Below are 24,101 nucleotides of genomic sequence, written 5' to 3' on the forward strand. Positions count from 1 at the left end.
TGCCGCCTTCCTTCCGTTCCTCGTTCTCCTCGACAGCGTGGCGTCCGGCGTGACACAGCCGGGCGCTACGCAGGAAGCACCTTTCCCAATGAATTCCTTTGGCATACCCAGACCCTCGCCGGGCCAAGAAGGCAGGGGGAGACGGTGGTCCCGCCGTATCGCGGTCATCACCGGCCTGGCACTACTGCCCGGTCTGCTCACCCCCGTCGTCTTCGCGGACGGCACAGCGCCCCTGGGGCGCCCCGATGTGAAGCCTGCACAGGCCACGAAGGTCCGCCCGTTCATGGCACGGGTGAACAAGAAGGCGGCGGCCGAGGTGAGGAAGGCAGCCGCAGCTGACCGGGCCGCGGCCGCCCGAGCACGTCACGATCAACAGCGCCACGTCACCTGGCCGAAGGCCGGCAAGGCAGCGCTGACGGTCCCGGACAAGGGCATGGCCACGGCCGCCCCCGGTTCACTGCCTGTCACCGCGGCCGCCACCGGCAGCGGCAAGCAGGCCGACACGGTCAACGTCGAGGTCCTCGACCAGCGCACGGCCACGAAGCTCGACGTCAAGGGCGTGGTCCTCAAGGTCACCGGCCCCACGGCCGGCGGTAAGGCCCGCCTCGGCGTCGACTATTCGGCGTTCGCCTCCGCCTACGGGGGCGACTGGGCCGGACGCCTTCAGCTGCAGCGCCTGGACGACTGCGCCCTGAACGACGCCGACGCCGCGAAGTGTGGCCAGCGCACCCCGCTGGATGCGGTGAACAACCGGGAACAGGACACCATCTCCGCCCCGGTGGCCTTCGGCGCACACAGCCGCCCGATGCTGCTCGCTGTCGCGGCAGGTTCGAAGTCGGGCGCCGGTGACTACAAGGCGACACCGCTTTCCGCATCGTCGACCTGGGAGGCGGGCGGTTCCTCCGGTTCGTTCACCTGGTCCTACCCGCTGCGCGTGCCGCCAGCCGCTGCCGGACCGAAACCGGATCTGTCGATTTCGTACGATTCCGGTGCGGTAGACGGGCAGACGGCGAACTCCAACAACCAGGGCAGTCAGATCGGCACGGGCTTCGACCTGACCTCCTCGTTCATCGAGCGCAAGTACGGCTCCTGCGACGACGACGGCCAGGACAAGAAGTACGACCTGTGCTGGAAGTACGACAACGCCTCCCTCGTCCTCAACGGCAAGGCCACCGAGCTGGTCAAGGACGACGAGACGGGCAAGTGGCGGCTGAAGGACGACGACGCCTCCACCGTCACCCACTCCACCGGCGCGGACAACGGTGACGACGACGGCGAGTACTGGACCGTCGTCACCGGCGACGGCACGAAGTTCGTGTTCGGCCTGAACAAGCTCGACGGCGCTGGCAAGGACGACCGCACCGACTCCGTATGGACGGTGCCCGTCTTCGGCGACGACAAGGACGAGCCCGGCTACAGCAGCGGTGACACGTTCGCCGAGCGCGCCAAGACGCAGGCCTGGCGCTGGAACCTCGACTACGTCGAGGACACCCACGGCAACGCCTCCACCTACTGGTACGCGGCCGAGCACAACAACTACGACAAGCTCGGCGACGACAACACCGGCACCGACTACGTCCGCGGCGGGTACCTGAAGGAGATCCGCTACGGCCAGCGCGCCGACAAGCTGTTCTCCGCCTCCCCGGCCGCCTCGGACAAGGTCGTCTTCAGCTATGACGAGCGGTGCCTGGCCTCCGGCGACGGCTGCGACAAGCTGACGAAGGACACCCGGGACAACTGGCCGGACGTGCCGTTCGACGCGATCTGCAAGGACGGCGACAAGTGCGACGGCAACGTCGGACCGAGCTTCTTCACCCGCAAGCGGCTCACCACCATCACCACCTACGCGTGGAACGCGGCAGCCTCCACCCCCGCCTTCGAGCCGGTGGACGCCTGGGCGCTCAAGCAGCTCTACCTCGACCCCGGCGACACGGGTGACTCGACCGACCAGTCGCTGTGGCTCGATGAGATCAGACACACCGGCAAGCGCGGCACCGACCTCTCCCTGGACCCGGTCAAGTTCAGCCACGTCATGATGCCCAACCGGGTCGACGGCAAGAGCGATGACATCCTGCCGCTGAACAAGCCCAGGCTGAAGACGGTCACCTCCGAGACCGGCGCGCAGACCATCGTCTCCTACCTGGACGCCGACTGCACCGCCAGCGGCACCAAGCCCAGGGTGGACGAGAACACCAAGCGCTGCTACCCCGTCTACTGGTCGCCCAACGGCGAGAAGGACCCGCGGCTCGACTGGTTCCAGAAGTACCCCGTCAGCTCCGTCTCCACCAGCGACCCCCAAGGCGGCTCGGAAGACGTCCAGCACTCCTACCTGTACACCGGTGGTGGTGCCTGGCACTACGACGAGGACCCGATGACTCCCGCCAAGGAGCGCACCTGGTCCGTCTGGCGCGGCTACCAGCAGGTCACCCACCTCACCGGAGTCTCCACGGGCACGCAGAGCAAGGAGACCACGGTCTACCTGCGCGGCATGAACGGCGACCGCGTTCTCGGCCCGGACGGCAAGACCCCCGACCCCGACAAGCGCAAGACGGTCAGGGTCTCCGGGATCAAGGCCGACGAGATCACCGACTCCGAGCCCTACGCCGGCTTCACCCGCGAAACGGTCACCTACAACGGCGCGACCGAGGTCGGCGGCAGCATCAGCGACCCGTGGTCGAAGCGGACCGCGACGCAGCACAAGTCCTACGCGGACACCGAGGCGTATTACGTCCGCACCGCCGCCACCCACACGCGCACCAGCATCACCAGTAGGCTCACCTCCACCGACCGCATCCGTACGGTCAAGACCACCTACGACGACTTCGGCATGGCCGAGACGGTCGAGGACGAGGGCGACGACGCGGTCAAGGGCGACGAGAAGTGCACCCGCACCTGGTACGCCCGCAACGACGACAAGGGCATCAACTCCCTCACTTCCCGGACCCGCACCGTCGCCGAACCGTGCGCGACCGCGGACTCGGCGCTCGATCTGCCCGCGGACGTGAAAACGCCGGGCGATGTCATCTCCGACACCGCGGTGGTTTACGACGACACGACGGACCCGGCCTGGTCGGCGACGCAGAAGCCCACCAAGGGCGACGCCACCTGGACGGGCCGCGCCAAGGGCTACGGCAGCGCCGACGCCCCGCTCTGGCAGAAGGTGTCCACGACGTCGTACGACACCCTCGGGCGTCCGACGACCGTCAAGGACACGCACGACCTCGCGGTGTCCTCGACCTCCTACGTGCCCGAGGACACAGGGCCGCTGACCGCGACGTCGGTTGAGAACGCCAAGAAGTTCAAGACGACCTCGACCCTGGACTTTGCCACCGGCGCGGCGCTGAAGGTCACCGACCCCAACGGCAAGGTCACCGAAAGCGAGTACGACAGCCTGGGCCGTGTCACCAAGGTCTGGCTGCCCAACCGCATCCGGCTGATGGACAAGAGCCCGAACTACGTCTACGACTACCACCTCACCAGCAGTGGCAAGGAAATGTCGTGGGTGTCCACCGGGGTTCTCAGTAACAACGGCTCCGGTTACAACACCTCCTACGAGTTCTACGACTCCCTGCTGCGTTCACGCCAGACCCAGACCCCGACCCCGCAAAAGGGCCGACTGCTCTCCCTGACGCGCTACGACACGCGCGGTCTGGCGGTCAGCCAGCAGGCCGACATCTGGGACAGCACCTCGCTGCCCAGCTCCACACCCCAGGAGATCGACGGCGGCGCCGCCCCGATCCAGACGGACACCACCTACGACGGCGCCAGCCGGCCCAGCAAGGCGGTGACGAAGGTCCACGGCGTCACCCGCTGGAGCACCGACACCACCTACACCGGCGACACCGTCGCGACCACTGCTCCCGCCGGCGGCCAGGCCGTCGCACAGGTCACCGATGCGCTCGGCCGACTCACCCAGCGCCGCGAATACGCAGGCCCGCAGCCGACCGGCACCGACTACACGACGACCGACTACACCTACACCCCCGCCGGCCAGCAGAAGACCGTCACCGGCCCCGACAAGACCAAGTGGTCGTACACCTACGACCTGTTCGGCCGACAGGTCAGCTCGACCGACCCGGACAAGGGCAAGGCCGCAACCGAGTACAACGACCTCGACCAGGTCGTCAGCACCACGCCGAACGACGACGCGACCAAGAAGCTGCTGTTCGGCTACGACCAGCTGGGCCGCAAGACGGGTCTGTGGCAGAAGGAGGAGACCGACGCCAACAAGCTCGCAGCCTGGAGCTTCGACGAGCTCGCCAAGGGGCAGCAGGACACCGCCACCCGCTACGTCGGCGGTGTGAAGGGCAAGGCCTACACCCAGAAGGTCACCGCCTACGACGCCATGTACCACGTGACAGGCAGCGATCTGCTCCTGCCCGACACCGAGCCCCTGGTCTCCGACGGTTACGTGAAGAACAAGCTGTCGTTCAGCACGGGCTACAACCTCGACGGTTCGATCAGTCAGTACTCCGCCCCGGCCGTGGGGGGCCTACCGTTCGAAGGCATCTCCTACACCTTCAACGCCCTCGGGGGGCAGCTCACCGCCAAGGGAACCACCGGCTACCTGCAGGGCGCCGCGTTCTCCCCCGAAGGGGACCTGCGCCAGCTCACCCTGGGCATGGACGGCGCCTCCTCGGCGAAGAAGGCGTACCTCAACTGGGACTACGAAGAGGGCACTCGTCGCCTGACCCGCTCCTACGTCACCGATGACGTGCACGGCTACATGCCGCAGGAGCTGAAGTTCACCCAGGACGACGCGGGCAACGTCACCTCGATCTTCGACGCGACCACCCAGGGCGGCACGGCCAAGGCCGACTACCAGTGCTTCGCCTACGACGGCAACCGCCGCATGACCGAAGCCTGGACCCCGAAGACCGCGGACTGCTCGGCCTCCGGCCGCACCGTGTCCAACCTCGACGGAGCCGCCCCCTACTGGACGTCGTACAACTACACCGGCACCGGCCAGCGCAAGACGGAGACGCAGCACACCACCTCGGGAGACAAGGCCACGTCGTACACCTACGACGATCCCGCCGACACCAAGCCGCACACGCTCGACAAGACCACCGGCGCCCGTGCGGCCACCTACTCCTACGACAGCACCGGCAACACCACCTCACGCCCCGGACCGACCGCCCAGCAGACCCTGGCCTGGAACACCGAAGGTGACCTGGCCAAGCTCACCGAGGGCACCAAGGGGACGAGCTACCTCTACGACGCGGGCGGCGACCTGCTGATCCGCCGAGCTAAGGGAGACGGCGAAACCGTCCTCTACCTCGGCGCTGACACAGAGCTCCACCTGACGACCAAGGGCACCACGAAGACGGTGTCCGGCACGCGTTCCTACACGGCCAACGGCCAGACCATCGCAGTCCGCACGGCGACGTCCGGAGTGTCGGGCTCGAAGCTCAGCTTCCTCGCAGCTGACCACCACGGCACCTCCAGCATTGCCCTGGACGCCACCACGTACGCGATCACCAAGCGCTACAGCACCCCGTTCGGCGCCCCGCGCGGCACCAAGACGACGTCCTGGCCCGATGACAAGGCCTTCCTCGGCAAGCCGGCCGACGACACGACCGGCCTCACACATGTGGGTGCCCGCGAATACGACCCGGTCATCGGCCAGTTCATCAGCGTCGACCCCGTCCTGTCGGTCGACCAGCACCAGTCCCTCAACGGCTACAGCTACGCCAGCAACACCCCCGTCACCGCATCCGACCCGACCGGCCTGTGCCGGGCAGACCAGTGCGGCGTCGGCACCCCCAAGGGCGACGGCTCGGGCGACATCATCACGGACGGCCCGATCGACCCGGGCAACCCCAGCGCCGGCAGCTGCCACCACGGCCACTGCGGCAAGACCCACTACAACAACACGGGCACGTCCCACACCAGCAGCTCCGGCCACACGTCGGACGGCGTTGGTGGTGGCGTTGGTGGTGGCGGCGGCTGGAGCAAAGGTCCGGGCGACTCGAAGATAATCAAGACGGACGGCGATTGGCTGTATGGTCCACAGCCGGAAATGGGCTTCAAGGAATTTTTCAGGAAGCTAGTCGAAGGTCCGGTATGTAATCCTGGTTACCCCTGCGAGGATATGAAGATCGCAGTGGTGCCGGTAGGTGAAGGGCCACTTGGCGGCCGTCCCCCCATGCCCGGCCCCAGAAGAATTCCCATGGGATTTCCGAATGGTGTAGAATTCACAGCTTTCAAGTCCGAGCTGGCCGCAGGTTTGAAGCAAGCGGGATACGAAGACGTTACGCCCATTATGCAGGGAAGCTCTGTAACCGGTAAGAGCTTTAGAACCGGGCGGCCGTTTGGCTCGCATAGTGACTTCGACGTGGCTTTGGCGAGTTCAGATTTGCTGAGGCGCGCCAAGCAGGCGGGGGTTGAACTACGTTCGCAGGGAACCCGAACTGGGCCCCTCGAACCCGCCGATATTGCGGCTCTGGGGCTTCGTGACTTGAGTAAATCTCTCAGTAAGCGAGCAGGGGGCCGTGATGTTCACTTCATGGTGTACGGAACGGTAGAAGGTGCGACGAGTCGTGCGCCGAGTATCATCATGGAGCCATAGCGGTATTTCAGGGAGTAGGGCAAGTGAAGTATCTGGTGTATGGAATGCGATCTGTGGCGATATCGGATGTGGTGTCTGTCATCGGTCGAGTGTTGCACGCTTCTTTTGAGGAGCGGGACAGCTCCTATAAGGGAGGGGTTTACTATCGATATAGCGACAAAGATGGCTGGAGTGTTTCCGTCGAGTCTCACTGGCGAGATGAGGATGGAATTCTGGCCAAGCCGGAATTTTCCGAATACTCTGTACTCGTTTATCTGAATGAGGCTCCTTCGGTGGTGGAGGAAAAGATGGACGCCATCCCTTCTCTGTCACTGCTGCAATCCCGAGAGTTCTAGGTCCGTAAGGTACGCACAAGGCGGGGCATGGCTGGCTATGTGCCCCGCCTGGCGCAGCGGGTCGTGAGGTATCGCATGTCGCGGCACCCTCATTCGCTATTGGCGGCTCGCCCGCTGATGTGAGCGTCCAGCAGCTTCGCCGCGAGGTCGTGGCCGTAGTGATTGGCCGTCTCCATCGGGGTGTGACCGTCGGGATCTGCGAGCTCAGGATCAGCCCCGAAAGCCTGCCGCACGATTTCGCACCGTGGGAGACGGTCTACGGCTACTTCGCCGCCTGGCAGAAGGAAGGCGTCTGGAAGCCGCCGCCGGCGGCCAGGTCGACTTCGTTGAACAGTTTCAGGGCGAGCAGACGCTGACCGACCTGTCCTGGCACATCTCCGACCACTATCCCCTGTGGGTCGAGTTCGCCGTGCCCGCCCAGTGACAGGCCGAGACCGCTCGCGGCGTTGGCGGCAGCATGGGTGTACGGATATCCGGCTTCAGAGCCGGGGTGGGGGAGCCGCTCCTACGGCGCCTGCAGGACGCTAGCCGGGGGTACCCGTAGCGGAGGGCTCTGCCTTCCCCTGGTGCCCTTGGAACGCCCATTCCTCGTTTGACAGTTGCACGCGTGTCATGAGCAACGATCTACCTGAACGTCCCGCATGACATGGACAAGTCCCGCAGATTGATCACGACTCGATACGCGCCCTAACACCGGGAATCACGACCTGGTCGGCTTCCTGCGGTTCCTGAAGCAAGTTGGTCGATCGCCCCGGACTCACGAGCCCGGGGCATCTTCACGTCCAGGCCGCCGTGGGCGCGGGCCGGGCTGGTGGGCGTGGCCGTCCCGGCCTACGCGTGCACTTGACGCACCCGGTCAACGAGCAGCTGTCTGACGGGTCACTCCGACCCAGGACGTGGCGCCGTCCGCATCACGTCACCCGCCTGCCTCACGAACACACGGCGCTGCTCATCAGCGCGCTCCAGAAGCCCCCGATAGGCCACCCAGTCCGGCTCGGCCCGGTCAAAGCTCCTCCACAGAACATCCTTGAGCATGATGAGGGCGTGGTTCATGGCTACGGCACCCAACTGAAGATCGGTGGGACCGAGGATGAAAACCCGCTCCTGGAAAGGCCTGAGTTTGTTGATCGGCCGGGACACCGCTTCGTCGAACTCCTTGTAGTACGGCTCCGGATCCGCGTCCGGCGGCACCTGGAACCAGGTGTCGGACTGTTCCTGGAACTGCGCGTAGTGGGCCAGTGCTTTCTCCCACGCTTCCAGGAACTTGATGTACGCCTCCTGGCGCTGGCCGCGGAGCCACTGGGCATGCTCCACGCTGGCCTGGTCGGTGGTCTGGCGGCGCCCCACCAGGATGCCGGCAAGGATGCCGATGATGCCGAACACGCCTGCGGCGACCGCGGCGACGACTGCCCCCCATGCTTCGTTCATGCCGAGCATCCTGCCGCGACCGGGCCGGTGTTGGGGATCCCGGAATCCACCGGCACGAACCGGACCGCAGCCAGCACCGATGGCCGTCCGGCGATCTTTCCGCGAACCTCAGCGGACCCTCCGGCCGGCGTGCTAGCCGACCATGATCGTTCTTACCGGGATTTCCTGTACCTCAACTACTCACACCCGGATACGGACCGGAGCGCGGCCCGCAGCTCCCCTCCGGCCCAGCCGCCGGCTCATCACCACCGTGGCCGTCGTGGTCCTGCTCATCGCTGGGATAGCCCTGGCCAACCGGGGCGGCGCCAGCGGCGGGAAGCCCGAGGCCGCCGTCGACCCGATGTCGGTGGAGATCCCGCACAGCAGCGAGGGCGCCCAGTGCGCGGCCGCGAAGATGGCTGCCGTCCTCGGCAGCGAGCGAATGTTCGACCCCATCCGGCGGGGCGACATCGTCCAGCGGATCGTGGTACCGGAGCGGCGCTTGGCCGTGCAGAAGGCCGTCGACGCCGACTACACCACCGCCTTCAACGAAAAGCTCGGGCTGGACGAGAACGGGAAGCCGCCGGCCGGGGCCACGTTCGTCTCCCGGGCCATGCCCGCCGGCGTGACCGTGCGCCACTACGACTCCCGCGAGGCCACCATCGACGTGTGGTGCGCTGGCCTGCTCGGGCTGACCGGCAAGGGCGCCCCCAAGCAGCTCCCGGTCACGACCAGCTGGTTCACCCAGACCCTGACCGTGCGCTGGACCGACGAGGGATGGCGGCTGGCCGAGTTCACCCAGCAGGACGGCCCCGAGCCGACCGCAGGCGAGTACGGGCAGACCCCGCAGCTGTAGGCGTCTCGCGCCATGGCCGGGCTCGCATGCCGGTAACAGTTGGAGACGCCGCCATGCCGGTTGACACCGCCCGTGCCGAGGTGTCGTACGATGCAGGGGACTCACCGCAACCTGAATGTGGCAGGCCCGGACGCCCGTCCTGGGAACCACGAGGGGGCCCGAAGTCGGCGGCAACCGGCAACAGACCCCCTGCGGCGAGTACTGCAGTCACCGGGCCCGGCCGTCTAAGCATCGGCCGGGCTCACTGCTGAGCACAGGCCTTGCGGCGGGGCTTTCCGGCTTTCTGGTCACGACCAGAAAGACCGCAGTACTTCGATGGCCGGGCCGATCACGGGCGCTAATACGATGAACGCCTGACGTAAGGTCAGTATGCGCTCATAGCAGGCGCAGTGCTCGTGCTGGTCCATCGGTGCGTCACCTCACTCAGCCCCAAATAGCCCTTGGGGAAGGGCCCTTGCCTCCGACAGGCAAGGCGCTTAGGGGGCCCGTGTGGTGAAGCAAGCCCAAGCATAGGTCCTGTCGGAGGCCTCTCAGACCCGGGGGACCACAACTTGTGGGCTGCTGCAGCAATCCAACCACTAGATGTGGGGATTGGCTGATAGAACTACAGCTCGCGCGTGTCACAGACGTACACCGTCGTACGGCCCAGTCGGCCCGCCACCTGTGAAAACAGGCGCGCGCGGACGTCCGCCAGAACACTTGCGGAGATAATGCGGGCGCCGCACGGAGGACGCGTAGCAGCAGGGAGACATCGAGAGGGGCCGACGAGGCCACCATCGAAGGCAGTGCCACCATCACTGCCCAGGACCGCTCCCAGGGCCGAGTCGAGTCGGTACATGCGATGAACGAAGCCACGAATCCTGAGGGGCACAAGCGCTCCCTGCCGGGCCGACCTCCAGGCATCAGGGCGGACAGCTCCGGACTCACCGACCGGCAGCGCCGGGTGATCGAGGTCATCAGGGACTCCGTGCAGCGGCGCGGTTACCCGCCGTCGATGCGTGAGATCGGCCAGGCCGTCGGCCTCTCCAGCACGTCCTCGGTCGCGCACCAGCTGATGGCACTGGAGCGCAAGGGCTTCCTGCGCCGCGACCCGCACCGCCCGCGCGCCTACGGGGTGAAGCGCCGCCTACGATGCCCGCGTGACAGCCCGCCGCATCCTTGGCGCCGGCCCGCAGACCTCGCACAGCATCCGCGCCGCCCAGGCCGACCTTCTCGACGCACTTCCCGAAGTCCGTCTCTCCGACCTGGACGAGCTGCGGGTTCGTGGAGTGCTCGGCGCCCACCCGGCGACGGCGACAACCCCGCGGCGGACCCTCGGAGCCGGCGGCCGCGCCGACGAGGAACTGCCTCACCGCACCGCTTGACGCGCGCTCAGCATCAGCTGCTGAGGGCCCAGTAGGGTCTCTCCGGTGTCACACCGATAACCGTGACGCGGGACGTCCGAGATACGAGGACTTCCGCAGGTCAAGCAGCGGGTAACAGTCCGCCCCGTTCGTCATCCTTATCGGTGTCGACGGCAGCCGGGGCGTGCAGCGGGCGCAGGTCCCTACTGGCCGTCGCGGTGATGCGTAGCCGCGCCATGCGCTCCCGGTGGTGGAGCCAGTCTCGCCACACATCACGTCGGTGTTCCGACTTCTGCGGCAGAAGCGCCGGCAGGACACGCGCCACGGTGCTCACACCACCGCCGAGTGCGGCGCCGAGCAAGACGACCCACATGGGAAGGCCACCGGAGGACTTGATGACCAGTGCCAGGGCGCCGAAGCCGAGTGGCGGAACGGTCCAAGCGCAGAGGCGGCGGGTGGCCGGGCGGATGGTCATGACGGCGATCCTTCGGGCTCGGAGTGGACGCGCGGTAGTGCGCGTGCGGGGCGGAGAGTGCAGCAGTCCCCAGCCCTTAGGTCGCGGGCAGCGGATCTGACAGTGCCGAAGAGTGGGCGAGCAGGTAGTTAGCGGCGCAAGTTCCGGACGGCAGCCTCGACACTGCCCATGGAGAGATCCGTATTCAAGCGCCTTGACCTGCGCATTTCTTCGCTCTCGGGGCTTGAATGGCGGCCCCTACACCGCTACAGGGCTAGCGGTGCAACCCCCGGGTGTCTCACCTAATCCGGGCCGACGAACCCGACTTGACGGAGCACTGCGCGAGGCGGCGGCGCTGCTCGGCGGCCAGCCGCTTCGTCTTGCGGCGGACTCGTTCGCCGAAGGCTTCCGGCTCTGAGAAGCCGACGACGGCCGCAGCCTCCGTCCACGTGGGTGCCCCGTCATACGCGCGGGCGAGGACGACCCGCCGCTCCTCTGGAGTCAGGCCGCGCAGCACAGCGTTGAGCCGCTCGTCCTCGAAGACGCCCTCCGTTACCCGCGCGAGCAGGTCGACGTCGGCGGCGACCAGGTCGTACAGCGACAACCCATCACCGAGTTCTGCGTCGAGAGACAGCACTCGTCCGTGCCGGGTCCGCCGTCGCCAGACTGGAACCAGCTGCCGGTGCAGCATTCGTGCCTCCGCCTTCAGGGAGCCGATGGCGGTGTGGGTTAGGTGGCCAGTGCTGAACAATGGTTCGCACCAGTCGCCAAGGAGCGCTGTGGATAGTGCCTGCCTCCATCGCTCGCTGCGCGGCATCGTCAGCGCGTGGGCGGCGAAGCGGTCCACCGACTCAGGGTTGAAGTCGGCGGCAATCATTGTTGTGTTCGCGAAGAATGGTGCGGTTTCTGCCATAGCGCCGCGGCGGAGTTGCAGCGCCCATAGCAAGTCCCATGAGTGGAAGACGCCCGCCTGGTGAACGTCCGTCTCCGACCCGGCCAGATGGACGCCGCCGTCCGAGGCCGTAGCCACCATGAGCAGACCGCGGTGGACAGTGTTTGCGCAGGACTGACCATGACTGGACTGGGGTTCCACGGTGGGCTTCTCCTTCAGTAAGTGGGGGTGCTCACCTCTCGGTCCTGGGGGGCAGGTCTACCGGCAAAGAACTTGCCGACGCTGTTGCGTGACGTCAACCACGATTCGCTCGGGCTTTCCCCCCAAGGAGTGCGCTCTCCCGCCGGGTGGCGCCTCACACTCTGGCCCGCACTTTCGGAGCAGGGCGGAGCGGACCATTCGCGTGATCCGGTCCGGCGCCGGCGGCTCGATGAACTCCTCCCGGCACCGCTTCAACAGCTCCTCGCGCAGCCGGTCCGCGTTCCGCTCGGCGTGCGCGACGTTGCCGGCCAGCCAGGCCGTCAGCTTCTCCGCGTCCTGCACCGAGCACACCCGAAAGCCCAGGTGCTCGCGGATCTGGGCACGGTGGTACTCGATCGTGCTACCGGTCCACTGGTAGGACTCGAAGTCGGCGGCAGGCACGTTCATCTGCCGGGCGACGAACTCCACCACCTCGTCCGGTGAGGCCGCAGCCGCAGCCCAGCGCGCCGTGGCCTGGCGGCCGCGGTGCGGACGGCGGTCAGCGCGGTGTTCGGATCGTCCGGGTTGGCCACTGTTACCTGGTGCTCCGCCATGAAAGCTGCCTCACCGGCCGGGGACGCGGTGAAGCACCGGATCCCGCCAGCCTCATGAGCCCCGGACAAGCCTTCTCAGACTGAGGCGGGGTACCACGCACGAGGCAGGGTGAGCCCGGTCGGCAAGGGTGACCCGTTCGGCGGGACCAGGCCAGTGGGCGCCCCACCGTCCGCATCGCTGAAGGCGACCGTGCTGCCGGAGAACCGCGCGTCGTCGAAGTGGACCGTGTCGCCAAAGAACTGCGCACGGTCGAAGTGGACCGTGCCGCCGGAGAACTGCGCACGGTCGAAGTGGACCGTGCCGCCGAAGAACACCGCACGGTCGAAGCGGACCATGCTGCCGGAGAACACCGCGGCGACCCAGTCGACCGTGCCGCCGGAGAACCTCGCGTCACACCACACGACCGTGCCGCCGGAGAACTCCGCGAAACCCCCGACCGTGCCGCCGGAGAACTCTGCAAGGTTGAAGTTGACCGTGCCGCCGGAGAAGTCTGCAAGGTGGAAGTTGACCGTGCTGCCGGAGAACTTCGCGCCCACCCAGCCGACCGTGCCGCCGCAGAACTTCGCGCCCACCCAGCCGACCGTGCCGCCGGAGAACACTGCACGTTCGAAGTTGACCGTGCCGCCGGAGAACTCCGCATGGCCGAAGTTGACCGTGCCGCCGGAGAACACCGCACGGTCGAAGTTGACCGTGCCGCCGGAGAACACCGCCTCGCTGAAGGCGACCGTGCCGCCGGAGAACTCCGCAAGGTTGAAGTTGACCGTGCCGCCGGAGAACCGCGCGCCGTCGAAGTGGACCGTGCCGCCGGAGAACACTGCGCCGGTGAAGTCGACGGTGCCGCCGGAGAACTGCGCGCCGGTGAGGTCTCCGCCGTCGAACGTGACCTCTGTGAGGTCGAAGTCGTGGCCCTGCCAGGAGTGCGGGTCGTCGGGGGCAAGGCGGAGGTGGTCGCGGATGAGGCGGATGACGGTGTGCCGGACTTCCCGCAGGGACAGGTAGGCGTGCCGGGCTTCCGCGTCGTCCGCCGGCAGGTCGGGTTCGGCGGTGTAGGGCAGGCGGAGGTAGGCGCACAGGACGTCGATGCAGGTCTGGCGCAGGGGGCGGGTGGGGGCGTCGTCGGCGAGGCCGGCCAGGGCGTGCACCCCGCCCAGGCGCACGGCGGGGGAGCCGTCGCCGAGTTGGCCGACGGCGGTGGTGGAGCGTTCGGTGTGCAGGCGGGTGGCTTCGCGCAGGGCGCCGTCCTCGTCGACGCGCTGGCGCCGGTAGGCGACCACCAGGGCGACCAAGGCGCCGGCTCCGGCGACCACGCCGAAGGACAGCTTGACCAGGTCGAACAGGGTCTTGGAGTCGATGCGGTGCTCGGGCTTGAGTCCCCGGGCGCTGAGCAGGTCCCATCCGGTGTAGAACACGGCGGCGGCCACCAGGATGGCCGCGGTGAAGGTGAGGGCGAGGACGGGGCCGACCGGCCACAGGCGCAGGCCGCGCCGCTCCGTTTGGCGCCGGGGCAGATGTGCGGTCACATCCTCTTGAGACACTCCCCCGCCCGCCGCCGGTTGCGGTGCCCGTCCTCCCGGGGCGACCGCCGCGGCCCGCCTGTCATGGTTCCCGGATAACCTCCCCATATCTGGGCTACATGCTGAAGCAGTTGAAGCGCCGCCTACGATGACCGCGTGACAGCCCGCCGCATCCTTGGCGCCGGCCCCCAGGCCTCGCACAGCATCCGTGCCGCCCAGGCCGACCTGCTCGACTCCCTCCTCGGAGTCCGTCTCCCCGACCTGGACGAGCTGCGGGCCCGCGGCGTACTCGGCACCCACACGGCCGCGGTCCCGGCCCCGCGGCGAACCCTCGGAGCTGGCGGCCGCGCCGACGAGGCGCCTCACTCGATCGCCTGACGCCGGAGTCGACCAGGGCGACCGCTCACAGTGCTATCGCCGGGCCAAGGCGATGGCGAGCGTAACGAGCAGGGACACGCCCATGAACGCCGTTCCCAGAGGCGTGCCCAGGGACGGATGGCTCCACGTCAGGTAGGCGAGCCCGACGAAGACGATCAGGAACACGAGCGCCAAGACCAGGATCAGCAGCGGCCAGACCGCGGGGCCCTGAGGCTGCGGCTCCCCAGGGGGAGGCGTGGGTGCAGACATTTCACTTCCTTGTCTGAGCGTGACGGAGCCACGCGTGAACTGGGCAGTGGAACCGTGGGCCACCGAGGTGTTGGCCCCGCAAGCCCCGGCTCGGGGGCAGTCTCGAAGTCCTCAAGCGAGTCGAACGCCCGGTACACGGAGGCGAACCGCAGATAGGAGAAGTGGCCGAGTTCCTGCAATGGGTCGAGCATGTCCAACGGCACCTCTGCAGGGGATGCCGAGGACGTGACACGACCTCAGAGACTCGGGCCCCGGTAGGCTCCTACGGCGTCACAGTTATCGCTGAGGCGCACTGCCACGGTCGCCGAAGTTTCACGCCGCGGTATGGCACCCTTGAAGCAGCTCTCGACCGGGACCGCCCGGCTGGCGGCTCATGACCGCCGGAGAGTACGCAGCGACGGACCCCTCCGCCCAAGACTGCTCCGCCGGAGGGTGAACCGGCCGACGATCCAAGATCGCCGGATCGGGCGCTGTCTGCTGCGGTAAGCCGCCCCGTCAGTGCGGAGATTGCTCTGGCACTTGATGGGGGTCGCCGTGACGGCGTTTCTGCCGTTCCTCGCCCGGGTTCCGTTGCTCGTATGGGCCCTGCTCGCGGTCGCGTTGCTCTACCTGCTGCTGATCGTCCTGCTGTCGCTCACTGCGGTGTACGCGAAGAAGCCGGCACGGCGCCGAGCGGCGACGGAGATGGTTCGGATTCTGTGGTTCACCCAGGGGCGGAAGGACGACCAGACGCCCGACCCCGACCCGCGGGCGTGACGTACCCGGGCCTGTCGGATGCGGTGAGGGGCGCCAGCTCGGCTGGCGCCCCTCACGGACTCTGCCCCGTCGGCGACCCGTGACGGAGGGATCCGGCCTACATGCCGCGCCACCAGCACCTATGCGCGCGGTAGGCGAAATGCTTTGCGTAGCCGAGTCATCAGCCCTGTGGTGGGCTCTTCAGCGAGCGCAGAGACGCGTACTAGTTCGCGGTTGTCTGTGCGCACCCACCGGAGCCCTGATACATCCGTGATCACGAAGGTAGCTACTGGTAGCTCACCCTGCTGAAGCGACTCACGCATGAGATCACGCAGATCCTTGGGAACCTTCCATGACCAGGTATCGCCAGGCTGGACGGTGTCGCTGGTCGGATAGTCGCGGGGTACGGGGGTGATGCTTCCTGAGCCCCCTTGCTTCCTGTACTGCAACGCCGCGACTTTGACCTGCAGCACCGGCATGCCGCTTCCATTGAAGACCCGAAATTCGAGTCGTTCGGGCTGACTCTTGGCAGGTACTGCGGGGGCGTAGACCCATTGAGAGGTGACCAGCCGGGCCTGCGCTGCCTCGCGCTCCTGCCGTTCGACATCCCGTTGCCGACTGTCGCGAATGGCGACCCATCCGGCAGTGGCCGCGACTCCGATCGTGCCTACCGCCACTGCGATGTTCGTGCCAACCAGCGCCCACTCTGTGCTGCTTGCCAAGCGCTCCATAAAGCGATCTTTACACGGTCTGCATATGTAGATGATGATTTGTCGGACTTGCCCATTTCGAAGGCACGTCTTGGATGAGGCGGCAACCCTCACATGTAGACATCAATCACCGTTAGCGTGGCGCCGGCAATCCCGGGTGAGGCTCGTTCCCTACTAGGGAGTCGCGCCCCGTCGCCAGTTCGGGCACGTACTTGTACAGGGTTGTGCGGGAGACCCCGAGGAGCTTCGCGATCGAGGTCACCGTGTTATCCGGCTGTGCGAGGAGGGCCCGGGCGTGGCGGATCTGCTCGGCGGTCATCGCCGGCGGCCGCCCGATGCGCTCCCCACGGGCGCGGGCCGCCTCTAGGCCCTCGTGTGTGCCCTGCACGATGAGCTCGCGGATGAACTCCGCCAGCGCCGCGAACACGTGGAACACCAACCTCCCGCCTGGGGTGGTGGTGTCGAGCGCTTCGTGGAGCGACTGGAAGCCGATGTCCCGCTTGCGCAGGCCGGACACGATGGCGATCAGGTCTTGGATCGAGCGGCCGAGACGATCAAGGGAAGGCACCACGAGGGTGTCGCCGGGTCGCAGGTAGTCGAGGCACTTCCACAGTTCCTCGCGTTCCGCGTTCTTGCCCGACTTCTTGTCGGCGAAGACCCGCGCGCAGCCGGCCGCGGTCAGTGCCGCGATCTGTCGATCAAGCAGCTGCCCCTTCGTGGACACGCGTGCGTATCCGACCCGGGCACCGGATGGGTTGGCGGGGAGGGCATCCAGAGCGCTGTCGGCGTCCGCCCACTCTGCAGGAGTCGTCGTCATGCTCTGCACCGTACAGAAAAGGGCCCTGACACGTTGTTGGACGCTCCGAATTATTGAACACCCTTTTTGGACAATGAAAGCCGCTCCCAGGCGTGCATGTCGACGTTCACGTCCCGCTGTTCAAGAACCGATCGGTTCATGAACAGGGGTTGAGGAACATCGGCGTCAGCCCTCCAGAGGGGCGTCGGGCTACGGGGTGGCGGTCGTCGGCAGCACGCGTTCCTGGTCCATCTCGCCAGTGTCCGGGTTGAGGACGTAGACCTGGAACGGCGCCCACGCCCGGCCGGCGAGGGTGTCGAGTTCGCTGTGGGAGGGGACCAGCAGGGCCAGTTCTTCCGCCCAGGCCCTCAGCCGGCTCGGGTCCGGACAGGCGACTCCGACCAGCGTCCACTGCTTGCCATCGGGACCGCCGCGTTCATAGACCGGCCTGCCGTCGCCGTACCGGGAATCCGGCGCGCCGAAGATCAGGTTCCGGTCGAAGAACAGCTCGGCAATGGCCCGGAAGTACCTCCACTGCTGCTGGTTCAGGCCCGTGCGACCCCAGAACGCGGCATACGCGTGGTCCTTGGCCGCCTTCTTCCTGGCCTTCTCCTTCTCCTCGGTCGCCTGCCGCCGCGCCGCGTCCTTCTCCTCCGCCTGCCGCCGGCGCCTGGCCTCCGCCTCTTCCCGGGCGCACTCGGCTTCCAAGGCCGCGTAGGCGGGGGCCGTCCACCACAGACGCCACACGTCGTTCCAGGACCTGGTCCAGCCCTCTGCCCACTCGTACCAGTTGCCTTCGTCGGTGACCCGTCGGGCGCTGGACAGGGGCTCGTGCGGCACGATCCGGCCTGTCAGCATCCACGACACCGCGTCGCTCAGCGATGTACCGACCGGCGACCAGCGCATTGGCCGCGTGGATAAGCGAGCCAGGCCGGCGGTCACCATCCACTCCTGCCCGCGTTCCTCGGGAGCCTGAACCAGGAGCGTGGGCACGGCACCCACCCAGGGGCGCGGCCGGAAGCCGAACCAGCACACCCGCACCCCGTCCCGCTCGTACAGACCGGTGCGTGCCGCGATGTCCTCCACGGTGATGGGCGACAGCTGCGCCTCCAGCGCCATCAACCGGGCACCGTCCGGGCTGAAGACCATCACATCCGCCCGCCATTCTCCAGTGGGTGCGGCGACCTCCAGTTCGGCCCGGAAGCCCGCGGCACGCGCACAGGTCACCAGCTCCAACTTGAGCAGGTGATGCTCCAGCGACTCGTTCGCCAGCGAGCACGACGCCGGCTTGGTGCGGTGGTAGAAGTGCCGGGTGTCCAGCTTGGAGAGACGGGCGTGGACCTGGCTGCCGCACTCCGGGCACGTCAGCTCCACACCACGCACCCGGTGGATCTCCTCCCACGATCTGCCACAGCCCAGGTCGTCCAAGGTGACGTCCAGCCGCCCCCACTCGGCGTGATCGGCAGTCAACTGCACTGGGCCCCTCCCCAATGGTCCCCGGCCTCACGACCATGATGCGGCCGGGCACTGACACGGCACACTGCGGAACTCGGACGCGTGAACACTTGCCGCACAAACGCATGGGCACCAGGTCCTGGCCGCCATCCAGCACCTGACCTCACACGACGCCGGCCCCGCCGAACGGGCCGCGGTCTACGACCGCAAGGCCGCACTGTTGGAGCGCATCGCCGCCGAAGATGGTCGGCCCGACGCCGCCGAACAGGCCGCAGACGTCCGCGCCCGCGCTGCCCGGCTCTGTTCTCAGGCCGACGCCAGCTGAGCACCCTTCCCCTTCATGAACACGACCGACAGGGATGCCAGACAACGCGGCGTCCCTGGCTTGTTCAGCCGATCGGTTCTTGGACAGGGCGTTCTGCAGCCCGCAGGGTCGATACGCGACAGGGCCCCGGACGGTGTGTCGTCCGGGGCCCTGAGGTCTGGCTACCGGGGTAAGTGGTGGGCGGTGTGCGAGCTGGCCGGAGGCGTCTTGCCGGGGGTTCCCTTGGAGTGGGTGCCCCCGCCGCCCAGGAGGGCCAGCACCAGGAGTATCAGCAGGATGACGCCAGCGCCTCCCCCTGCCGCCGCTGCGCGCTGGCCGTGCGGGTCTCGGCCGCGGCGGCCAGCAAGAAACTGCCCTCCACCACAGCATGATCCGCCAACCCTGTCCCCCGCTCATCCGGCCGAGCGCCCGACCGCTGTAACAGCAATCCAGGATCACCACATGCCGCTCCGCATGCGGCAGATCATCGCCGACGGGTTCAAGGAGATCTACTTTCAAGACGGCGGAGGCCGTGTCCTGGAACTCTCGGACGTTGAGATCCAGGACATCGACTGCCTGGACTTGAGCTACTGAATCGAGAGCCGCTCGTACCCGGCCGCTCACGCCGACGGGCTGCGCCGGTGTCGGCGCCATCCGGGATCGAACCGTGGAGCCGGCTGGGCAGGGGGCTCGCTCTGGTCGCGGTCGTTGACCGTCATCATGTTGTCGAGGAGCCAGAGCATGCGCAGGAACCTCACCACGGCCAGCGCCATGACCGCCTCGAAGAGATAGCGCGCCGAATGCGTATCGGCCTTGTTGTCCAGGCCCTGGGCGGCGAGGCACCCCATGCAGATGAGTGCGGTGGCGGTCAGCAGGGCCTTCCAGTTGCGACGCAACTCCTGCTGATAGTGCCGGCGCACCGCACGGATGCGTTCGCCGTTGCTGGACAGGTAGATGGAGATCGCAATCGAGCTCAACCCGCCGATGGCGGAGACGACCCCGGCAGCGGTCCCGTACAGGGAGACACGCGGTTCGGAATCGATCCAGGCCAGCCAGTCGCCTCGTCCTGTGGCCCGCACTGCGGCCACATGCCCCGACAGCAGCACAAGGGTGATCACGTAGTCCCACCACACGGCTTCCGACCACCGGTCGACGAGAGACTCCCGTACGCTCACGCATCCCCCTATCGCATGTCAGCCCAGGTCAGCCCCCACAGCTGCCCGCCTGCGCTGCCCAATGGGGCGGCCCCGGTCGACGTCCGTCTACCGGGCGAGGGTGACGGTGATGGGCTGGTCGGGGCAGGCGGCGAGGCGTTCGGCGAGGGCGGTCTGCTCGGTGGGGTCGATGGTGAGCTGGTAGCGGGTTTTGTCGCGACCCACTTGGTGAGGTAGGTGCACCAGTAGCCGGCGTACGGGGGCAGCCAGGTGCTCGGGTCCCGGTCGGCCTTGGACCGGTTGGAGGCGGCGGAGACCGCGATCAGGGCGCGCTCCCTGAGATGCAGCCGGGCCGGGTGCTGTCCCACTCCTGCAGGATCTCGCACAGCGTGGCAGCGGCGCCGGCAGGGTGTTGTTGCGGGCGGCGAGCCAGCCAGGTACGGCACCGCTCCCTGCAGTGCCGCTTCCATTCGCCATCAAGGGCCCTGGTGTCACCGGCGAGCGGGATGTTGCTGCGCCTGATGGCTGCTCGTCGGTCGCTGTCCAGACGCCGCCTGCCCATCCTTGGCTGCTCGTCGGTCGCTGTCCAGACGCCGCCTGCCCATCCTTGGCTGAAAGCGATCAAAGTGGGATGCAATCTGTGCGTCGAAGCTGCTTGTATTCCGTCAACACGATGGAGCCATACGGGAGTTGACCGCCCCGTCCGCCTTCTCTGACGTGATCAACACAGGGGGTACAACTTGAGGAAGATCACCGCGATCGCGGCCGCCGCTGTGGCTGTGGCCACCATGCTGTCCGGCAGTGCTCATGCCGCCTCGAAACGTCCGTTTCCCGCTGATCCGCATCCGTGGGACAAGAGAGTCAAGTGCCAGCAGACCGACCCGGATGGGAGGCACGTTGTCACCCGGAGGGGGAACTCCGAACTCGGCTGGTACCACTTCTACTCGCGTCACAACATCCGCACGTGTGAGATCATCAACGACGCCATTCAGGGAAATGTGGACCATGACGACCATCACGGACGTCTGGAATACGATGGCGTCGCTTTCGAGACCGGTCCGCGTCCGCGTCAGGTCAAATACACCGTCTACGTCCAGTACACGCAGAAAACCAAGGACGGTCGGTATGACGCCGGCCGAGGACAGAAGATCGGCGTCTTCAACGCGTTCTGCCACAACCAGCCCCGCAACAAGTGCCCCGACTGGATGAACAGATGACAGATCCCGAAGACCGCGACTACCAGGCAGACGTCTGCCGCGCGCTCGCGTACTACCTGAACGCCCCGCTGTCGGAGGGATGCCGCCTGCTCGGCGTTTTGCCGGTGGCAGGTGCGGCAAGGGTTGCGGTGCGGGCCGGGGATGATGAGACGGGCATGAGCTTCATCTACGAGATCCCCGTGAGCGCAGTGGCACCCGGGATGGTGTCGGCGTTCTTGCGGTCGGTGCTGTCGGGCCCTCAGTTCTACAGCAGCAGCGATGTGGACGAGGTCATGGGAATGACGCTCATCCGGCTGCGTCCCGAGAAGATCGGCGCCTTCGAGGAGCTGGAGGGGGACCTGGCGCTCGCGGTTCTGCGGTCGCTGGCCGCACCGCCGCCCGCGGACGAGGAGGAACCGTTCCTGATCGGCTTCCTGATGCGCGAGCAGGGGGTGATGCGCCTGTACGTTCACTCCGACGCCCGCCCCGGGATCACAGGGGTGGACATCAGTCTTACCGGTCCACTGACAGCGCTGGTCGGTTCGATTCCTTCCCTGCTGGGGGAAGAGCAGTACATAAGGTCGGCTGAAGAGGACCCGCACTGTGACGTGCTGATGGATCTAACCGATTGGTAGGACGCGGGCGCGCGACATGCGCTCCGTTACAACGACGAGCCGACCGCTGTTTGGGCACCCCTGATCTCGATGGCAAGGGCGGATCACGTTGCCGCACCAGCGATCACGATCGGCATGGGGGTCGAGCGGCGCGGCTGCGTTTCTCCCGGGCAACCCGAAATCCCGTACCCCGTCGGGGGTCGTCTCTGGCGAACCGCTCGGCTAGGGCGAGGCCTCGGGCTTCCAAATGTCCTCGTGGCTCACACCTCTTCCGCGACGTCGCACGCCTCGGTGACAGTGAAAAGCTGGTGCCGGATGATGTCGTGATCTGCTGCGCCCGGTGAGTCCAGGCAGGTCGCCTTCTCTGGGCGCGGAGGAGGCGACCTGCGTTGAGGCGGTCTACTTGAACCAGTACCTCACGCCGTGGTGGTGCGAGCAGGTGCCCTGGGAGTGCCGCGAGTACGACAGGGAAGCGTCCTTGCACTCCGCCGTCTCGTACTTGTCCTTCGGCCTTTGATGGTGCGTCCAGCCGCACACCCCGGTGGTGTGGTGGATGCAGTGGTGGGCTGTGTTGGTGGACGGCAGAGTCGCCGCCGAAGCAGTCGGTGCGCTGAAGAAGACACCGGCCAGGGCAACAGCGACGACCGAGGCAGCAAGACGTGCGCGCAAAGGAAACCCCCTCTTGATGTGGAGCAAGTGCAGCGGGATCCTATAGCCGTTTGAACCACTTACTGGGCGGTATGGGGTGATCCCGGGGAAGTACCTGCCCAGAAGACGCCTCGACTCCGGCGTGACCTGCTGGTGGCGCCCTGGCCGCATCGAACGAGACCGGTGTGGAGCGCGAGTTGTGTGCGGTGCAGTACAGGTCCTTGCGGAGCTTTCGGTCAGGGCCTGGATCGGTGGGGGCTGGGTGATCGATGCTCTGGCCGGCGAGCAGACCAGAGTTTGTGACCGGCACCAACAACGAAACGACGGTCCCGTGTGTGCCCGCTGAGCAACAGGTCTACTTCCACCAGAAGCATCAGCGACCGAGCGGGGACCGGTACGACATGGCTCAACTCCGCTGTGTGTTCGGGATCGCCACCCCTTTGTGATCCACGCCAGGGCGTAGGTTTCGGATCTTCGAGGTCCGATCACAGGCACGCGTTCCTGCATTCTTCGCAGCAAGCACGTCTCCTGAAGGCATGGCACAGCGGTCGCCTCAGGCGTAGGAGACGGCCCTCGCGGGACATCTCGTCGGATCGGCTCTCCGCACCCGATACGCACCTGCGCTTTCGCGCCCGGCCCTGCGTGGTAGGACGGTACTCGGGTGGGGGAGTATATGCCCGGGTGTCACGCCATCGTGAGAGGTCGTCATGGGTTCCATCCGCCGCGCCGTGCCGTCGGTGCTGCTCTCCTGCCTGCTGCTGGCGGGCTGTTCGTCCGGTTCGCTCTCCGGCTCGGAGGGATCCGGGAAGAACGGGAGTCCAGCGGCCGGGCCGTCGGGTGCCGCCACGCCCACAGCTTCGTCGGGGCAGGGCATCGCGGTGGGTGCCGGGCCGCAGACGACATACACGGTGCAGCAGCAGCCGCCGGCGGGCAGCTGCCACTACCGATACGAGAACGGGGAGCCGCTGGAGGACCCCAAGTGCACGCCGGGCGCGATCTCCCCGGCTGTCACCCAGACGAATCTGAAGTCGACGATCTGCCGCAAGGGCGGCTACACCGGGGACATCCGGCCGCCGGAGTCCATCACCCGCAAGGAGAAAGCGCTGAACGCCGCCTCCTACGGCTACACCGGCCGCCTCGGGGACGCGGAGTACGACCACCTGATCAGTCTTCAGCTCGGAGGCGATCCCAACGACTACCGCAACTTGTGGGTGGAGCCCGCGGACCCCGGCCACAGGCCGGGAGCGGGTGTGAACAACAAGAAGGACCCGGTGGAGACGAAGCTCCACACCGCGGTCTGCAACGGCAAGGTCTCCCTGGCCGCCGCTCAGCACGCCATCGTCACCGACTGGACCACCGCGCTCAGTAGCCTCGGTCTCGGCTGAGCACGGGGGGTTCGTCGCGTCGTCGTATGCGCCCGGGTTCGGTTCGGTTCACCACCATGACGGGAACACTGGCGACGCCCGTTGCGGCCTGTACGGGATCGCAGGAAACCCCCAGGACCGTGCTTCATCGAGGTCATGCGCTGGCGGTATCGGCCGTCGGCCATCGACCGAGGGTACCTCCCATGACCACCTGGCTGCAGATGCTTGAACTGGTCCATCCGCGGCATGTGCTCGCTGTACTGCGGATCGCCGACCTCACCCTCTCCTTGCTCCGTCAACTGCAGGTTGATGCCCAACGCGTCGCCGGTAT

23 protein-coding genes and 2 pseudogenes are annotated in these 24,101 nt (G+C 67.0%); 14 read left to right on the top strand and 11 right to left on the bottom strand.

Annotated features, from left to right (window positions below; translation table 11 throughout):
* Nucleotides 1-88 precede the first annotated feature (88 nt).
* From ACIF83_RS36125 to ACIF83_RS36135, 3 genes are all read left to right on the top strand, one after another.
* Nucleotides 89-6,571 (top strand): RHS repeat-associated core domain-containing protein, encoded by a 6,483-nt coding sequence (locus tag ACIF83_RS36125; protein WP_399733431.1) that lies wholly within the window; start codon nucleotides 89-91, stop codon nucleotides 6,569-6,571.
* Nucleotides 6,572-6,594: 23 nt separating this feature from the next.
* Entirely contained in the window at nucleotides 6,595-6,906 is a 312-nt protein-coding gene (locus tag ACIF83_RS36130; RefSeq protein WP_399733434.1) for a hypothetical protein, read from the top strand.
* Between the two features lie 244 nt (nucleotides 6,907-7,150).
* On the top strand, nucleotides 7,151-7,330 hold the full coding sequence (locus ACIF83_RS36135; protein WP_399733437.1) for a hypothetical protein: 180 nt from the start codon (nucleotides 7,151-7,153) through the stop codon (nucleotides 7,328-7,330).
* A 455-nt stretch (nucleotides 7,331-7,785) separates the two neighbouring features.
* Here the strand turns inward: ACIF83_RS36135 and ACIF83_RS36140 are convergent, their stop codons facing one another.
* Nucleotides 7,786-8,334, bottom strand: a complete 549-nt coding sequence (locus ACIF83_RS36140; protein ID WP_399733440.1) for a hypothetical protein — start codon at nucleotides 8,332-8,334, stop codon at nucleotides 7,786-7,788.
* A 250-nt stretch (nucleotides 8,335-8,584) separates the two neighbouring features.
* Between ACIF83_RS36140 and ACIF83_RS36145 the strand changes: the two genes are divergently transcribed.
* From ACIF83_RS36145 to ACIF83_RS36155, 3 genes and pseudogenes are all read left to right on the top strand, one after another.
* A complete protein-coding gene (locus ACIF83_RS36145) occupies nucleotides 8,585-9,169 on the top strand; it encodes a hypothetical protein (RefSeq protein WP_399733443.1) in 585 nt (194 codons plus the stop codon).
* Between the two features lie 841 nt (nucleotides 9,170-10,010).
* Nucleotides 10,011-10,343, top strand: a pseudogene (locus tag ACIF83_RS36150) (repressor LexA); the annotation flags it as partial.
* On the top strand, nucleotides 10,309-10,533 hold the full coding sequence (locus tag ACIF83_RS36155; protein ID WP_399733575.1) for a hypothetical protein: 225 nt from the start codon (nucleotides 10,309-10,311) through the stop codon (nucleotides 10,531-10,533). The pseudogene ACIF83_RS36150 and the gene ACIF83_RS36155, both read left to right, overlap by 35 nt.
* Nucleotides 10,534-10,633: 100 nt before the next feature.
* Here the strand turns inward: ACIF83_RS36155 and ACIF83_RS36160 are convergent, their stop codons facing one another.
* The 4 genes and pseudogenes from ACIF83_RS36160 to ACIF83_RS36175 all read right to left on the bottom strand — a co-directional run bounded on the left by ACIF83_RS36160 (nucleotide 10,634) and on the right by ACIF83_RS36175 (nucleotide 14,173).
* A complete protein-coding gene (locus ACIF83_RS36160; RefSeq protein WP_399733446.1) occupies nucleotides 10,634-10,987 on the bottom strand; it encodes a hypothetical protein in 354 nt (117 codons plus the stop codon).
* A 277-nt stretch (nucleotides 10,988-11,264) separates the two neighbouring features.
* Nucleotides 11,265-12,059 carry a hypothetical protein gene (locus ACIF83_RS36165; RefSeq protein WP_399733449.1) on the bottom strand — a complete coding sequence of 265 codons (795 nt, stop codon included), beginning with the start codon at nucleotides 12,057-12,059 and terminating at the stop codon, nucleotides 11,265-11,267.
* Between the two features lie 57 nt (nucleotides 12,060-12,116).
* A pseudogene (locus tag ACIF83_RS36170) lies at nucleotides 12,117-12,539 on the bottom strand (DUF4158 domain-containing protein); the annotation flags it as partial.
* 188 nt (nucleotides 12,540-12,727) lie between these two features.
* The gene (locus ACIF83_RS36175; RefSeq protein WP_399733452.1) at nucleotides 12,728-14,173 is read right to left on the bottom strand and encodes a pentapeptide repeat-containing protein; all 1,446 of its coding nucleotides are present in this window, start codon (nucleotides 14,171-14,173) and stop codon (nucleotides 12,728-12,730) included.
* A gap of 150 nt (nucleotides 14,174-14,323) precedes the next feature.
* Between ACIF83_RS36175 and ACIF83_RS36180 the strand changes: the two genes are divergently transcribed.
* A complete protein-coding gene (locus ACIF83_RS36180) occupies nucleotides 14,324-14,545 on the top strand; it encodes a hypothetical protein (RefSeq protein ID WP_399733455.1) in 222 nt (73 codons plus the stop codon).
* 33 nt (nucleotides 14,546-14,578) lie between these two features.
* On the opposite strand, the gene ACIF83_RS36185 is transcribed toward ACIF83_RS36180, so the two are convergent.
* A complete protein-coding gene (locus tag ACIF83_RS36185) occupies nucleotides 14,579-14,794 on the bottom strand; it encodes a hypothetical protein (RefSeq protein ID WP_399733458.1) in 216 nt (71 codons plus the stop codon).
* Between the two features lie 534 nt (nucleotides 14,795-15,328).
* Here ACIF83_RS36185 and ACIF83_RS36190 point away from each other — a divergent pair.
* Nucleotides 15,329-15,550: a hypothetical protein gene (locus ACIF83_RS36190; RefSeq protein WP_399733461.1), complete on the top strand. Its 222-nt coding sequence runs from the start codon at nucleotides 15,329-15,331 to the stop codon at nucleotides 15,548-15,550.
* Between the two features lie 119 nt (nucleotides 15,551-15,669).
* On the opposite strand, the gene ACIF83_RS36195 is transcribed toward ACIF83_RS36190, so the two are convergent.
* From ACIF83_RS36195 to ACIF83_RS36205, 3 genes are all read right to left on the bottom strand, one after another.
* Nucleotides 15,670-16,260 carry a hypothetical protein gene (locus ACIF83_RS36195; protein ID WP_399733464.1) on the bottom strand — a complete coding sequence of 197 codons (591 nt, stop codon included), beginning with the start codon at nucleotides 16,258-16,260 and terminating at the stop codon, nucleotides 15,670-15,672.
* 112 nt (nucleotides 16,261-16,372) lie between these two features.
* On the bottom strand, nucleotides 16,373-17,056 hold the full coding sequence (locus ACIF83_RS36200; RefSeq protein ID WP_399733467.1) for a recombinase family protein: 684 nt from the start codon (nucleotides 17,054-17,056) through the stop codon (nucleotides 16,373-16,375).
* Nucleotides 17,057-17,245: 189 nt separating this feature from the next.
* Entirely contained in the window at nucleotides 17,246-18,511 is a 1,266-nt protein-coding gene (locus ACIF83_RS36205) for a competence protein CoiA family protein (protein WP_399733470.1), read from the bottom strand.
* 745 nt (nucleotides 18,512-19,256) lie between these two features.
* Between ACIF83_RS36205 and ACIF83_RS36210 the strand changes: the two genes are divergently transcribed.
* Nucleotides 19,257-19,388 (top strand): hypothetical protein, encoded by a 132-nt coding sequence (locus ACIF83_RS36210; RefSeq protein WP_399733473.1) that lies wholly within the window; start codon nucleotides 19,257-19,259, stop codon nucleotides 19,386-19,388.
* A gap of 26 nt (nucleotides 19,389-19,414) precedes the next feature.
* On the opposite strand, the gene ACIF83_RS36215 is transcribed toward ACIF83_RS36210, so the two are convergent.
* Nucleotides 19,415-19,912 carry a hypothetical protein gene (locus tag ACIF83_RS36215; RefSeq protein ID WP_399733476.1) on the bottom strand — a complete coding sequence of 166 codons (498 nt, stop codon included), beginning with the start codon at nucleotides 19,910-19,912 and terminating at the stop codon, nucleotides 19,415-19,417.
* A 776-nt stretch (nucleotides 19,913-20,688) separates the two neighbouring features.
* Here ACIF83_RS36215 and ACIF83_RS36220 point away from each other — a divergent pair.
* Both ACIF83_RS36220 and ACIF83_RS36225 read left to right on the top strand, forming a co-directional pair.
* Complete coding sequence (locus ACIF83_RS36220; protein ID WP_399733478.1) at nucleotides 20,689-21,165, top strand: hypothetical protein; 477 nt, start codon at nucleotides 20,689-20,691, stop codon at nucleotides 21,163-21,165.
* Nucleotides 21,162-21,779, top strand: coding sequence for a hypothetical protein (locus ACIF83_RS36225; RefSeq protein ID WP_399733480.1), 618 nt, complete (start codon nucleotides 21,162-21,164; stop codon nucleotides 21,777-21,779). Before ACIF83_RS36220 ends, ACIF83_RS36225 begins: the two co-directional genes overlap by 4 nt.
* A gap of 378 nt (nucleotides 21,780-22,157) precedes the next feature.
* Here the strand turns inward: ACIF83_RS36225 and ACIF83_RS36230 are convergent, their stop codons facing one another.
* On the bottom strand, nucleotides 22,158-22,427 hold the full coding sequence (locus ACIF83_RS36230) for a DUF3761 domain-containing protein (RefSeq protein ID WP_399733483.1): 270 nt from the start codon (nucleotides 22,425-22,427) through the stop codon (nucleotides 22,158-22,160).
* 121 nt (nucleotides 22,428-22,548) lie between these two features.
* Between ACIF83_RS36230 and ACIF83_RS36235 the strand changes: the two genes are divergently transcribed.
* From ACIF83_RS36235 to ACIF83_RS36245, 3 genes are all read left to right on the top strand, one after another.
* Complete coding sequence (locus ACIF83_RS36235; RefSeq protein WP_399733567.1) at nucleotides 22,549-22,752, top strand: nucleotidyltransferase domain-containing protein; 204 nt, start codon at nucleotides 22,549-22,551, stop codon at nucleotides 22,750-22,752.
* Entirely contained in the window at nucleotides 22,676-22,852 is a 177-nt protein-coding gene (locus ACIF83_RS36240; RefSeq protein ID WP_399733486.1) for a nucleotidyltransferase domain-containing protein, read from the top strand. Before ACIF83_RS36235 ends, ACIF83_RS36240 begins: the two co-directional genes overlap by 77 nt.
* A 261-nt stretch (nucleotides 22,853-23,113) precedes the next feature.
* Entirely contained in the window at nucleotides 23,114-23,791 is a 678-nt protein-coding gene (locus ACIF83_RS36245) for a hypothetical protein (RefSeq protein ID WP_399733489.1), read from the top strand.
* Nucleotides 23,792-24,101: the final 310 nt, after the last annotated feature.

The organism is Streptomyces sp. NPDC085866, assembly GCF_044541035.1.
In the GTDB taxonomy this organism is placed as follows: Bacteria; Actinomycetota; Actinomycetes; order Streptomycetales; family Streptomycetaceae; genus Streptomyces.

What these genes read in the sequence shown, in the direction of transcription:
- ACIF83_RS36195 (WP_399733464.1), bottom strand. Translation starts at nt 16,260, where the DNA reads ATGGAGCGCTTGGCAAGCAGCACAGAGTGGGCGCTGGTTGGCACGAAC.
- ACIF83_RS36185 (WP_399733458.1), bottom strand. Translation starts at nt 14,794, where the DNA reads ATGTCTGCACCCACGCCTCCCCCTGGGGAGCCGCAGCCTCAGGGCCCC.
- ACIF83_RS36125 (WP_399733431.1), top strand. Translation starts at nt 89, where the DNA reads ATGAATTCCTTTGGCATACCCAGACCCTCGCCGGGCCAAGAAGGCAGG.
- ACIF83_RS36225 (WP_399733480.1), top strand. Translation starts at nt 21,162, where the DNA reads ATGACAGATCCCGAAGACCGCGACTACCAGGCAGACGTCTGCCGCGCG.
- ACIF83_RS36240 (WP_399733486.1), top strand. Translation starts at nt 22,676, where the DNA reads ATGCTCTGGCCGGCGAGCAGACCAGAGTTTGTGACCGGCACCAACAAC.
- ACIF83_RS36245 (WP_399733489.1), top strand. Translation starts at nt 23,114, where the DNA reads ATGGGTTCCATCCGCCGCGCCGTGCCGTCGGTGCTGCTCTCCTGCCTG.
- ACIF83_RS36160 (WP_399733446.1), bottom strand. Translation starts at nt 10,987, where the DNA reads ATGACCATCCGCCCGGCCACCCGCCGCCTCTGCGCTTGGACCGTTCCG.
- ACIF83_RS36210 (WP_399733473.1), top strand. Translation starts at nt 19,257, where the DNA reads ATGCCGCTCCGCATGCGGCAGATCATCGCCGACGGGTTCAAGGAGATC.
- ACIF83_RS36140 (WP_399733440.1), bottom strand. Translation starts at nt 8,334, where the DNA reads ATGAACGAAGCATGGGGGGCAGTCGTCGCCGCGGTCGCCGCAGGCGTG.
- ACIF83_RS36200 (WP_399733467.1), bottom strand. Translation starts at nt 17,056, where the DNA reads ATGACGACGACTCCTGCAGAGTGGGCGGACGCCGACAGCGCTCTGGAT.